13 protein-coding genes are annotated in these 13075 nt (G+C 42.0%); 5 read left to right on the forward strand and 8 right to left on the reverse strand.

Features of this window, described 5'->3' with window-relative positions; translation table 11 throughout:
* The first annotated feature begins 83 nt into the window (after window positions 1-83).
* Complete coding sequence (locus tag FTV28_RS00795; RefSeq protein WP_004972177.1) at window positions 84-419, forward strand: MGMT family protein; 336 nt, start codon at window positions 84-86, stop codon at window positions 417-419.
* Between the two features lie 155 nt (window positions 420-574).
* Here FTV28_RS00795 and FTV28_RS00800 read toward each other — a convergent pair whose 3' ends face one another.
* The 6 genes from FTV28_RS00800 to carA form a co-directional block, all read right to left on the reverse strand.
* The gene (locus tag FTV28_RS00800) at window positions 575-1015 is read right to left on the reverse strand and encodes a universal stress protein (protein ID WP_004972175.1); all 441 of its coding nucleotides are present in this window, start codon (window positions 1013-1015) and stop codon (window positions 575-577) included.
* 189 nt (window positions 1016-1204) lie between these two features.
* Window positions 1205-1843: a CatB-related O-acetyltransferase gene (locus FTV28_RS00805; protein WP_096901002.1), complete on the reverse strand. Its 639-nt coding sequence runs from the start codon at window positions 1841-1843 to the stop codon at window positions 1205-1207.
* Window positions 1844-1978: 135 nt separating this feature from the next.
* Window positions 1979-2191 carry a hypothetical protein gene (locus tag FTV28_RS00810; RefSeq protein ID WP_004972171.1) on the reverse strand — a complete coding sequence of 71 codons (213 nt, stop codon included), beginning with the start codon at window positions 2189-2191 and terminating at the stop codon, window positions 1979-1981.
* Window positions 2192-2304: 113 nt separating this feature from the next.
* Window positions 2305-2781 (reverse strand): transcription elongation factor GreA, encoded by a 477-nt coding sequence (greA, locus tag FTV28_RS00815; protein WP_004972169.1) that lies wholly within the window; start codon window positions 2779-2781, stop codon window positions 2305-2307.
* Between the two features lie 82 nt (window positions 2782-2863).
* Window positions 2864-6094: a carbamoyl-phosphate synthase large subunit gene (gene carB, locus FTV28_RS00820; protein WP_179989245.1), complete on the reverse strand. Its 3231-nt coding sequence runs from the start codon at window positions 6092-6094 to the stop codon at window positions 2864-2866.
* Between the two features lie 15 nt (window positions 6095-6109).
* On the reverse strand, window positions 6110-7249 hold the full coding sequence (gene carA, locus FTV28_RS00825; RefSeq protein WP_179989246.1) for a glutamine-hydrolyzing carbamoyl-phosphate synthase small subunit: 1140 nt from the start codon (window positions 7247-7249) through the stop codon (window positions 6110-6112).
* A gap of 323 nt (window positions 7250-7572) precedes the next feature.
* On the opposite strand from carA, the gene FTV28_RS00830 reads away from it, so the two are divergent.
* Window positions 7573-8052 (forward strand): hypothetical protein, encoded by a 480-nt coding sequence (locus FTV28_RS00830; RefSeq protein ID WP_179989247.1) that lies wholly within the window; start codon window positions 7573-7575, stop codon window positions 8050-8052.
* Window positions 8053-8174: 122 nt separating this feature from the next.
* On the opposite strand, the gene FTV28_RS00835 is transcribed toward FTV28_RS00830, so the two are convergent.
* Together FTV28_RS00835 and yhbY are read right to left on the reverse strand one after the other, a co-directional pair.
* Window positions 8175-8714, reverse strand: a complete 540-nt coding sequence (locus FTV28_RS00835; RefSeq protein WP_179989248.1) for a DOMON-like domain-containing protein — start codon at window positions 8712-8714, stop codon at window positions 8175-8177.
* Between the two features lie 9 nt (window positions 8715-8723).
* Window positions 8724-9047: a ribosome assembly RNA-binding protein YhbY gene (gene yhbY, locus FTV28_RS00840; protein ID WP_168418845.1), complete on the reverse strand. Its 324-nt coding sequence runs from the start codon at window positions 9045-9047 to the stop codon at window positions 8724-8726.
* Between the two features lie 297 nt (window positions 9048-9344).
* On the opposite strand from yhbY, the gene rlmE reads away from it, so the two are divergent.
* The 3 genes from rlmE to folP all read left to right on the forward strand — a co-directional run bounded on the left by rlmE (window position 9345) and on the right by folP (window position 13052).
* Window positions 9345-9995, forward strand: coding sequence for a 23S rRNA (uridine(2552)-2'-O)-methyltransferase RlmE (gene rlmE / locus FTV28_RS00845; RefSeq protein ID WP_168418844.1), 651 nt, complete (start codon window positions 9345-9347; stop codon window positions 9993-9995).
* Between the two features lie 136 nt (window positions 9996-10131).
* Entirely contained in the window at window positions 10132-12021 is a 1890-nt protein-coding gene (ftsH, locus tag FTV28_RS00850; protein WP_004972155.1) for an ATP-dependent zinc metalloprotease FtsH, read from the forward strand.
* A 176-nt stretch (window positions 12022-12197) separates the two neighbouring features.
* Window positions 12198-13052, forward strand: a complete 855-nt coding sequence (folP, locus tag FTV28_RS00855) for a dihydropteroate synthase (protein WP_096900999.1) — start codon at window positions 12198-12200, stop codon at window positions 13050-13052.
* The last annotated feature ends 23 nt before the right edge of the window (window positions 13053-13075 follow it).

Here is a 13075-nt window from a genome sequence, read left to right on the forward strand (position 1 = left end):
TGACTTAAAAATCAAGTTTTATAAACAAAAGGAGTGCTGCCAGTCGCTCCTTTTTTATAGGCTAAATGAATGCGAGTGGATAGATGCAAACAACGTTAAGCCGTAAACCGAGTGATGAATTAGCACACATGATTTTGAACGTGGTGTGTTTGATTCCAGCAGGTCAGGTTGCGACCTATGGGCAAGTGGCACGCCTAGCGGGTCTGCCCAAACATGCACGTTTGGTCGGTTATGTCCTCAGGCATTTATCGGCAGAACATACTGTGCCGTGGCATCGGGTGATTAATGCGCAAGGAAAAATTAGCCTAAGCAAACTAAACGCCCAAGGAGAAAATATACAAACTTTAAAATTACAGGAAGAAGGGATTGTGGTAATTGCAGAAAAGGTGAATTTAAAACAATACCAATGGCAGAATTAAACTGAGCTGCTAAATCGAGCGTTTAATATTGAGATATGGTGATACTGAGAAAATTTGCTGAATAGAGTGCTGCAAATAAAAATTTTAGAACAAACAAAGAAATCTAAATGAGAGGGGAAGTTCCTCACTTCCGTAGAAATGAGGAACACGCAATCTTATTGACGTACAACCAATACAGGTGTTGTACCTTCACTTAGGATGCTTTGCGCAACGCTACCTAAGAATAATTTTTTCAAGCCAGTGCGGCCATGTGAACCAATCACGATAAGGTCAGCATTTAAGTCTTTTGCAGCATTGGTAATTTCGCGTGCAATTACTTGACCTTCAAGTAGTTTAGTTTCAGCTTCAACACCTTGTTCAGTGAATTTTTGCTTTGCTTCTTCTAAAGTTTTTACGATAGAAGCGCGAGCGCGTTCAATCAAGTCATTGGTTTGGTTTGCAGTGATGTATTCTGCAGCAATATACGGGTCAAGTGTAAGTACTTGTACCACAGTGATTTTACTACCAAATGCTTTTGCAAGTTCAGCAGCTTTTGCAACAGCGGCAAAAGAAGTTTCAGAACCGTCCACTGGTACGAGGATGTTTTGGTAAGCCATGAGTGTTTCTCCTTATTGTAATTTCAATACTTTAATAAAATATTCGCTCTGAGTCCTGTCTTATCTTACGCTGAATTCATATAGAATAAAACCCAGTAATTTCATAAAGATAATTGAGTGCTGTAAGTCCTTATTTCACCTTAATTTAGCATGAAATTATGAAGCTGTGCTTTCAATTCAACTAAAGTTTTAGTCATTTTTTGTTTGCGTGTTTGTCAAAAAATCGATCAGTTGATTGACATCATTACTCTGCAATTGTTCGCGGATTTTCAGTAAATATTTTTCATCAAAATCATACAGTTTTAGCGCCAAAAGTTGAGCAATCTCTGTTTCACTAAAGCGGTATTTAATTACTTTGGCAGGCACACCTGCCACAATAGCGTAAGGCGGTACATCTTGCGTAACCACTGCACCTGTCGCCACAATTGCACCTTCGCCTAGTTCAACACCTTGCATAATCATGGCGCGACTGCCAATCCAGCAGCCATCGCCAATTGTGGTATCACCTGCCGCAACAAAACTGCGAGTATCAAACGGAAAAGCCGAAACCCAGTCACTGCGATGCAATTGATTGCCACCCATCATAATCACGCATTCCGCACCAAAACAGACAAAATTGCCAATATGTAATTGATCAATTGGCTTGTCTGCTGTTGCAGGTTTGTCATGTAAATAACGCACCACACAACGTTCAAAACCCTGATCCCAATAGGCTGAATAATAAGAGTAATTGCCTTTGATGTGGATGTTGGGGTTTTTCACAGTTTTGGAGATGAACTCAAATTCGCACCAGTGTTTAACAGGGGAATTAATCAGCGTTTCGGACATGGTTTTTTCGTGTGGAGAGATGAGGGGATTATATCTGAAATTTTGAACCTCTCCCTAGCCCTTTCCTAGAAGGAGAGGGAATATTCAAAATATTAGTTGACCACTACACTTTAGTGATTTGAAAGCTTAAAGTATCTATCTTAAAAAATTCCACAAATACATAAAAACATTTTTAACACTGTTTGGAAATAAGAATCCCCAAATAGCAAAAAAGAGTGATGATGCCAATACGATACTGACAGGACTGGTTTGTGTATTGATAAAGAGTCCCCAGACTGGAATTAAAATCAGTCCTAACACAGCCCCAGAAAGCGCATAAACAAATGCATGAATGATGCGATTTTCCATCTTATTTTCCTCTATTTTTATCGCAGTATAATCTATAAGCTCGGCTGTATGATTTATAGGCAATAAAAAACCCCTCAAAGAGGGGCATCGCGTGTAGTCATCTTTATTAAAACTTAAAGATATTCTACATTTACAATTTCATATTCCACTTCGCCTTGCGGAGTGACAATTTTGGCTTCATCGCCTTCATTTTTGCCCAACAAACCGCGTGCAATAGGCGAATTCACTGAAATTTTATTGATTTTAAAATCAGCTTCATCATCACCTACAATTTTGTAGGTTTTTTGCTCTTCGGTGTCTAGGTTTTCAATGGTCACAGTCACACCAAAAACCACACGTCCGTTTTGTTCCAATTCTTTAACATCAATTACTTGGCAAGCGCCTAATTTACCTTCGATATCTTGGATACGACCTTCGCAGAAACCTTGCTGTTCACGTGCGGCATGGTATTCAGCATTTTCTTTTAAATCGCCATGTTCACGCGCTTCTGCAATCGCTGCAGTAATACGTGGACGTTCAACCGATTTAAGTTGTTGTAATTCTTGCTCTAAAGCGTGTTTACCTTCAGGCGTCATAGGATAACGTTGCATGTTGTCCCTCTTTAAAAATATTGAAGTCTATAAATGAAAAAAGCCCGCCACCCGAAAGGTGACGGGACTTTATTGAAATGTATTAACCTACAGTAAGATCTTGCAGGCGATATACATCCATTGGTAATTTAATCGCTAAGGCTTGGCATACAGCATCTGCGCCATTCAAGGTCGTGGTGTAATACACTTTACCTTGCAATGCAGAACGACGGATTGAGAATGAATCCTGCTGAGCTTGTTTGCCTTCAGAAGTATTGATGATGAGGTGAATCTCACCATTTTTCAAGCGGTCTACAATGTGTGGGCGACCTTCAGTCACTTTATTCACACGTTCACACTCAATACCTGCATCGGTGATGACTTTATGCGTACCACCCGTTGCAACAAGTTTGAAGCCAAAATCAGCCAATTGTTTTGCAATACGCGCCACATGCGGTTTATCTGACTCACGTACAGATAAGAATGCATGTTTTACTTCGCCTTCAGTTGGGATTCCTGGTAAGCGATCATTCGAGCCTAACACAGCTTTATAGAATGCTTCACCAAAAGTTTTGCCCACACCCATCACTTCACCTGTAGATTTCATCTCAGGCCCAAGCACAGGGTCTACACCAGGGAACTTGTTGAATGGGAACACAGCTTCTTTCACAGAGAAGTGTTGCGGAATAATTTCTTTAGTAAAGCCTTGTGCTTCTAAAGATTGACCTGCCATACAACGTGCTGCAACTTTAGCCAATGATTCGCCAATACACTTAGAAACGAACGGAACAGTACGTGATGCACGTGGGTTCACTTCCAAGATATAAACGTCATTGCCTTTCACTGCAAACTGTACGTTCATTAGACCAATAACGCCCAACTCTTTTGCCATTGCAACAGTTTGACGACGCATTTCGTCCTGTACTTCATCTGACAATGAATAAGGTGGAATTGAACATGCTGAGTCGCCAGAGTGAATACCTGCTTGTTCGATGTGCTGCATAATACCGCCAATCACCACATCTTTACCGTCAGATACGCAGTCTACGTCAACTTCAATCGCATCATCCAAGAAACGGTCTAACAGTACAGGTGCATCGTTAGATGCTTGAACTGCATCACGCAAGTAGCGTTTCAATTCTTCTTCGTTATACACGATTTCCATTGCACGACCACCCAATACATAAGATGGACGAACAACGAGCGGGTAACCCACTTTCGCTGCTTCTGCGATACCTTCTTCAGCAGATTTTACAATGCTGTTGTTAGGCTGACGCAATTGCAGACGTTGAATCATTTGCTGGAAACGCTCACGGTCTTCTGCACGGTCAATCGCATCTGGTGATGTACCAATAATTGGCGCACCTGCTTCTTCTAAAGCGCGTGCCAATTTCAATGGAGTTTGACCACCGTACTGTACGATAATGCCTTTTGGCTTTTCAGTACGTACGATTTCAAGCACATCTTCCAAAGTAATTGGTTCAAAGTACAAACGGTCTGAAGTGTCATAATCGGTAGATACTGTTTCAGGGTTACAGTTCACCATGATGGTCTCATAACCATCTTCACGCATTGCAAGCGCAGCGTGTACACAGCAGTAATCGAATTCGATACCTTGACCGATACGGTTTGGACCACCGCCAATCACCATGATCTTGTCTTTCGCTGAAGGATTCGACTCACACTCTTCATCGTAAGTTGAATACATATATGCTGTGTCAGATTCAAACTCTGCAGCACAGGTATCTACACGTTTATAAACTGGGGTTACGCCCAAGTTCCAACGGTGTTTACGGAATTGCTTTTGTGAAATACCCATCAAGTTCGCAATACGTAGGTCAGATAAACCTTTACGTTTGAACGAACGGATGTTGTCAGCGTTTAGATCACCAAAACCTAAAGTTTTGATTTCATTTTCAGTGTTCACGATGTCTTGAATTTGAATTAAGAACCAACGGTCAATTTTGGTCGCTTCAAAAACTTCGTCCAAGCTAAAGCCATGACGGAATGCGTCAGCCACGTACCAAATACGCTCAGGGCCTGGAACTTTTAATTCAACTAAAATTTTGTCGCGTGCGCCTTCAGCACCCACTTCAATTTGTTCGTCAAAACCACACGCACCAGTTTCTAAACCACGAAGCGCTTTATTTACAGACTCTTGGAAATTACGGCCAATTGCCATGACTTCACCTACAGATTTCATCTGTGTGGTTAAAGTCGCGTCTGCTTGCGGGAACTTTTCAAAGTTGAAACGTGGAACTTTAGTGACAACGTAGTCAATTGATGGTTCAAATGCCGCAGGAGTGGTACCGCCTGTGATGTCATTTTTCAGTTCATCAAGGGTATAACCCACAGCCAATTTCGCTGCAACTTTTGCAATTGGGAAACCAGTGGCTTTAGATGCAAGTGCAGATGAACGAGATACACGTGGGTTCATCTCAATCACAACCATACGACCAGTATTCGGGCAAATACCGAACTGAACGTTAGAACCACCTGTTTCTACACCAATTTCACGAAGTACCGCTAAAGATGCATTACGCATCAATTGGTATTCTTTGTCCGTCAAAGTTTGCGCAGGAGCAACGGTGATTGAGTCACCAGTGTGCACGCCCATTGGGTCAAAGTTTTCAATTGAACATACGATAATACAGTTGTCGTTTTTGTCACGAACAACTTCCATTTCGTATTCTTTCCAGCCAATCAATGATTCATCAATCAATAATTGTTTGGTTGGGGAAAGATCGAAACCTCGTTCACAGATTTCTAGGAATTCTTCTTTGTTGTATGCAATACCGCCACCAGAACCACCCATGGTGAATGATGGACGAATAATTACAGGGAAGCCGAAGCGAGATTGAATTTCCAGCGCTTCTTCCATAGATTCAGCAATTGCCGCTTTTGGACATTCAAGACCAATTTTGCGCATAGCTTGGTCAAATAATTTGCGGTCTTCAGCTTTTTCAATAGCGTCTTTGGTCGCACCAATCAATTCAACATTGTATTTTTCTAAAATACCGTTGGCATCTAGTGCAAGCGCACAGTTCAGTGCAGTTTGACCACCCATGGTCGGTAGTACTGCATCTGGACGTTCTTTTTCAATGATTGCTGCAACAGTTTGCCAAGTGATTGGTTCGATGTAAGTTGCATCTGCCATTGCAGGGTCAGTCATGATGGTCGCAGGGTTCGAGTTTACCAAAATAACGCGGTAACCTTCTTCACGCAGCGCTTTACATGCTTGAGCACCAGAATAGTCAAACTCACAAGCCTGACCAATAACAATAGGACCAGCACCAATAATTAAGATGCTTTTAATATCCGTACGTTTAGGCATTATTTCGCTCCTTAATTACTTCTTAGCGGCTTCAATAAGTTCGATGAAATGATCGAACAAGAGTGCGCAGTCATGTGGACCTGAACTTGCTTCTGGGTGACCTTGGAAGCTAAATGCAGGCTTGTCTGTACGATGAATACCTTGGTTTGTGCCATCGAACAATGAACGATGCGTTGAACATACATTGCTTGGTAAGGTGCTTTCATCTACCGCGAAGCCGTGGTTCTGAGAAGTAATCATCACTGTACCAGTTTCTAAGTTCTGTACAGGATGGTTTGCGCCGTGGTGACCGTGCGGCATTTTCATTGTTTTTGCACCTGATGCAAGTGCAAGAATTTGGTGACCTAAACAGATACCAAATACAGGAGTATTCGTGGTTTCTACAATTGTTTTTACAGCTTCAATTGCGTAGTCACATGCAGCAGGATCGCCAGGGCCATTTGACAAGAAAATGCCATCTGGGTTTAATGCAAGGACTTTTTCAGCAGGGGTTTGTGCAGGAACAACGGTCAGTTTACAACCGCGGTCTGCCAGCATACGCAGGATGTTGGTTTTGACACCGTAATCGTATGCAACCACATGATATTTAAGTTCAGGTTGAGTAAAGCCTTTGCCAAGTTCCCATGAACCTTCAGTCCATTCAAAACCTTCAGGATCACAACATACTTTTGCAAGATCTAAGCCGTTTAAGCCGCCAAATGCACGTGCTTTAGCAATTGCTTCTTCTTCAGTGATATTTTCACCAGCAAGAATACAGCCGTTTTGCGCACCTTTGGCACGTAAAATACGGGTCAATTTACGGGTATCAATATCTGCAATCGCAACCACGTTGTGTGCTTGCAAATATTCCGCTAAAGATTGATTAGAACGGAAGTTACTGTGTAGTAAAGGCAAATCACGGATAATTAAACCGTTTGCCCATACTTTATGAATACGACCAGACTCGACATCTTCATCATTACAACCTGTGTTCCCAATGTGCGGGTAAGTTAAAGTCACAAGTTGCTGTGCATAACTCGGGTCGGTCAAAATTTCTTGATAGCCAGTCATGGCAGTGTTAAAAACGACTTCACCAGTCGTACTTCCCGTTGCACCGATAGACGTACCTTTAAAGATTGTACCGTCGGCAAGGGCTAAAATGGCGGGGGTGCTCAAACCAAAGCTCCTGAACTAAAACCACAAAAATAGGGCTGTAAAAAAGCGAGTAGACGAAAAAAAAGGAAGGTCAATGTTTAAACCTACCCTCCTATGTCTGCTCGCTTGAACTTAACATTGCATTATACGCATGAGCTCACCAAAAGTCCATTCAGTTTCTGATGAATATGTAAGATAAAGGGCTTGCTTTTTTTAGCCGATTTATGTTTTAGCAATGTAGTAAAATGTAAGTAATCTACGATTGTCTAACAATACAAAACCCATATTCGAGCAAATTCACTTATGCTGAAAATATAAACAACAACGACCTTGGGTGAAGCAAAATGACTGAACAAGAAAAATCAGTAGCTGACAATAAAGCAATCAAAGATGCGGTGCATGAGGGTGCTGAAAAGCTTGAAAAAGTCACTCATGATGCCAAAGAACAGGTGCTTGATGTGGTTGCGGAAACGCAAGAAAAACTTCAAGCCGAAGCGAAACAACTCAATGCCAGCGTGCAAGAGCAATTGGGTCAGTTAAAGCAAGATGTGTTGCAAAGAATTGAAGCTTTAAAAGCACAATTTGGCAGTTCACCTAAAGATTTGGGTGAATTAAAAGACTTTGTGAAAACTGAATTTAGCGCAATTATTGATGATCTTTCTAAACTGGGTAAAGAGTTGAAAGAAGATGTCAGCAGCATTTCAGTGAAACATAAAGACCAATTGGTTGAAACGTTTCAGCGTTCTAAAGAACACACTTTGGAAGCGTGGAAAAAAGTTAATCCACAAAAAACAGAAACGAATGACGAGACTGATCAAGCTTAAACAAGTAAGACTTATAGCCTAATCAGCCATAAAAAAGTGAGGTTCGGCCTCACTTTTTTTATTCAAATTTCTGCTCAAGTACAAAATGAAAATCCAATTATGCATTTTGAAACTAGTCAAGATTAGAATTGATGTAACCAATCTCGTTTATTATGAAAATCGGCTGCAGGACTGCTGTGTTGCATGGCATAAAACTGTTCGCCCTGACTGGTTTTGAGCACAGCCGTTAGACCTATAAACAAATCTGTCCATTTCAGTTTATGTTTCAGCATAAATTCGGTTAAATCCAGACTCACATTCAAACCATAATGGGTGCGTTTCAGCTGATTCAGTTCAATATCGTACGCAGCCACGGGCGGCATTTGCTCAGGATAACGATATTCTTCAAAGGCGTAGGCTTGCCAAGCTTGAGAAGGGGATAAATTGATTTCACGATAAAAATCTTCGCCCTGAACGCCAATGAACATTTCAAAGCAGGTGTGTTCCCACAAAAAATCCTGACGTGGATGTGACGCCACCAAAGCAGGCCATTCGACCCACTGATTTGGATCGCGCAGCCAAAAGCCAACATTTAACGTAAATGGGCTTTGTTGTTCAATTGCACCGACCAAAGAAATGGCCTGAAATTGACGGTTAAATGCACTGAGTTCGTAACTTGCCATTGAGGGAGATTAGTTAGACAAGTGAGCGTGGCGAACTAAATTAGATAATTTAGCATTTTGTTTGGCTGCTTTTTTATAGAGCAAGACAATTTTACCAATGCTTTGTACAACTTCAGAACCAGTTGCTGCAGCAATTTCAGTAATCACAGCTGCACGTACTTCACGGTCTTCACCGCCAATTTTGACTTTAATCAATTCGTGATCGTTTAAAGCACGGTTGGTTTCTTCAATCACATTTTCAGTCAAACCTTGCCCGCCAATCATCACTACAGGGTTGAGTGCATGACCAATTTGACGTAAACGCTTGCGTTCCTGAATAGATAGAGCCGCCATAAAGATAACCTAATTTTAAAAACGGCTTAGTATAACAAAAGCCAGTTTGAAACGCTGTAAATTCTATGCAAATAATCTGTGATCTTACTGCCATGTAGAAATATTGAAACTGAATACTTGGTGATATTTCTCTGTAACAGTCAAAGTGACTTTTTTAAGCCTCAGTACAGAAATAAGCGATGGATTTAATAGAAAAAATAGGTCAGTTCTTGGCATTTAGATACAGATGTCTACTGCAAGCGGGTGAATTTTCACGTACAATCGCAATTTAGATGTCTATTCATTATTAAGAGAGTTATGGCAACACGCATTACCAACCAAAAGTTATCCAAAAGTAGTCGTGCGTGGATGAGAGAGCACTTAGATGATCCCTTTGTGAAACGAGCACAAAAAGAAGGGTATCGTGCACGTGCTGCATACAAACTACTTGAGATTCAAGAAAAATATAAACTGATCAAACCCGGCATGACTGTGGTGGACTTAGGTGCTGCTCCTGGCAGTTGGTCACAAATTGCAGGGCAACTTGTGGGCGACAAAGGCTTGGTGATTGCTTCCGATATTTTGGAAATGGACGCACTACCAGATGTGACCTTTTTACAAGGTGACTTCCGTGAAGAGGAAGTGTTCGAAAAATTGTTAAATATTTTAAACGGACGCACGGTAGACGTTGTAATTTCTGATATGGCCCCCAATACATCAGGTAATAAAGCTGTAGATCAACCGCGTCAAATTTACTTATGCGAGTTGGCGCTCGATTTTGCCAACCGTGTATTGGGACCCAATGGCCAGTTTGTGGTTAAAGTGTTCCAAGGTTCGGGGTTTGACGAATTTCGTAAACAGGTGGTGGACAGTTTTGATGTTCTAAAGACAGCAAAACCCGCTGCTTCACGGGCGCGTTCCAAAGAAGTATTCCTTATTGGACAAGGACGTAAAAAGGCGTCTAAATAAAGTTTACTTGCCAAGCCGTTAAAAATTGTGCATTTTGTACGTTTTTAACGAATTGTCTAGCTGATCTTCAGCTTTTTGAATGAAAGGTCACCCAGTAACGGGCATGATCAAATTAGATTGATATGGGAATAAAGCTTTGAGCGATCTCTTCAAGAATGCCGTATTGTGGCTGATTATACTTGGTGTGCTGATTCTAATTTTCAGCAACATCAATAACAGTGAAAAGCCAACTGCAATGAACTACTCAGAGTTTGTTACAGCGGTGAATGCTGGTCAAATTAAGCAAGTCACAATTGATGGCGAAAGAATTAGTGGCGAAAAAGTCAACGGCTCGTCCTTTGAAAGCATTCGTCCAGCAGTTCAAGACCCTGAACTGATGCCGAATCTGATTAAAAACAACGTTGTTGTTGAAGGTACTGCACCTCAACGTCAAGGTTTGTTAATGCAACTATTGATCGCAAGTTTCCCTGTACTTTTAATCATTTTGTTATTCATGTTCTTTATGCGCAACATGGGTGGCGGTGCAGGTGGTAAAAACGGCCCGATGAGCTTTGGTAAATCTAAAGCCAAAATGTTGTCTGAAGACCAAATTAAAGTCACATTTGCCGATGTTGCAGGTTGTGACGAAGCAAAACAAGAAGTGGTTGAAATTGTAGATTTCTTAAAAGACCCTGCTAAATTCAAGCGTTTAGGTGCAACTATTCCTAAAGGTGTGTTGATGGTGGGTCCACCGGGTACAGGTAAAACCTTATTGGCCAAAGCCATTGCTGGCGAAGCCAAAGTGCCATTCTTTAGCATTTCTGGTTCTGACTTCGTTGAAATGTTCGTGGGTGTGGGTGCTTCTCGTGTCCGTGATATGTTCGAGCAAGCTAAACGTCATGCACCGTGTATCATCTTTATTGATGAGATTGATGCGGTAGGTCGTCACCGTGGTTCAGGTACAGGTGGTGGTCACGATGAACGTGAGCAAACACTTAACCAAATGCTTGTTGAAATGGATGGTTTTGAAGGCAATGAAGGCATTATTGTTATCGCTGCGACAAACCGTGCCGATGTACTGGATAAAGCTTTATTGCGTCCAGGTCGTTTTGACCGTCAAGTCATGGTTGGCTTGCCAGACATTAAAGGTCGTGAGCAAATTCTGAATGTTCACTTGAAAAAACTGCCTTCAGTTACAGGTGTAGATGTCAAAGTCTTGGCACGTGGTACACCAGGCTTCTCTGGTGCGCAATTGGCAAACCTTGTGAATGAAGCTGCATTGTTTGCTGCCCGTCGTAATAAAAATACGGTGGATATGCACGACTTTGAAGATGCTAAAGATAAGTTGTATATGGGCCCTGAACGTAAGTCGATGGTGCTGCGTGAAGAAGAACGTCGTGCAACGGCTTATCATGAAGCAGGTCATGCGATTGTTGCTGAAATGCTGCCGGGTACAGACCCTGTGCATAAAGTAACGATTATGCCACGTGGCTGGGCATTGGGTGTGACATGGCAATTGCCTGAACATGACCAAACTAGCCATTATAAAGACAAAATGCTGAACGACTTGTCTATCTTGTTTGGTGGTCGTATTGCAGAAGAAGTCTTTATTAATCAAATGTCGACAGGTGCATCGAATGACTTTGAGCGTGCGACTAAATTAGCACGTGCGATGGTGACCAAATACGGTATGTCTGACAAGTTAGGCGTAATGGTCTATGAAGACGATACACAACAATCATTCATGGGTAGTTTAGGCAGCCGTACCATTTCTGAAGCCACCCAGCAACAAGTGGATGCTGAAGTTCGTCGTATTATTGATGAGCAATATAAAGTTGCCCGCGATATTTTGGAAAATAACCAAGACATTGCCCACGCAATGGTAAAAGCATTGTTGGAATGGGAAACCATTGATCGTGACCAAATCCGTGACATTATGGAAGGTCGTGAGCCACAGCCACCGAAGGTGTATATTGCAGACAATCCTGTGATTGATGTAACACCAACCGATGGTCCAAGCACACCGCCACCATTACCAGCGAGCTAATCAGCTCACATGATGTTAAAAAAGAGTCTTTGTATAAAGGCTCTTTTTTTATTCGTGTGGTTTATGTGCAGTTGTGACCGGAATATTAGGGTCTGTTGACGCTCATCGAAAAGAATTCCACATCTTTAAAATTAGCCTTGTTAAAATAAGCTTTTCAAATTGAAAGGAAGACCAGCATGCAGCTAATGCCATTACCCAAACGTGTATTGCAATGTGGACGTTTGCGTTTAGATTTATCTCAGCCGCATGTGATGGGAATTCTAAATGTGACACCAGACTCGTTTAGTGATGGTGGGCGACATAATGAAAAAGATGCTGCTGTGGCGCGTGCTTTGGAAATGATAGCCGAAGGTGCAACCGTGATTGATATTGGCGGAGAGTCTACACGTCCGGGAGCTAGTCCTGTGAGTGTAGAAGAAGAAATTCGTCGTGTGGTTCCTGTGGCGGAAGCCTTATCTACTTATGATGTAGTGCTTTCGATTGATACGTCACAGCCTGAAGTGATTCGTGCTGCCGTAGCTGCGGGGGCGCATATCTGGAATGATGTACGTGCGCTGACCCGTCCAAATGCGTTGCAAACAGCTGCTGAGTTAAATATCCCCGTGATTATTATGCACATGCGTGGTGAACCGACCACCATGAACAATTTAGATCAATATGATGATGTCACTGCAGATGTGATTGCAGAATTGCAGCAACGTGTCGCTGATGCTTTGGCGGTAGGGGTCAAGCCTGAAAATATCATGATTGATCCGGGTTTTGGTTTTGCGAAAAATGCACAACAGAATCTGAAATTGTTAAATGAGTTGCATCAACTTAATGGTATGGGGTATCCAATTTTATCGGCATTGTCTCGTAAACGCTTTATTGGTGAAGCTTTGGGTGGGGCAGAGCCAACACAGCGTGCAGTTGGTTCTGTAGCGGCACATTTACTCAGTATTCAGCAAGGTGCTTGTATGGTGCGTGCGCATGATGTGAAAGCCATGTCTGACGCCATTAAAGTCTGGCAAGCAATGCAGTTGGCAAATTAATCGCAATATGCAAATTGGGGCGA

Origin of the sequence: Acinetobacter sp. YH12252 (assembly GCF_013417365.1) — a bacterium.
Taxonomy (GTDB): Bacteria; Pseudomonadota; Gammaproteobacteria; order Pseudomonadales; family Moraxellaceae; genus Acinetobacter; species Acinetobacter towneri.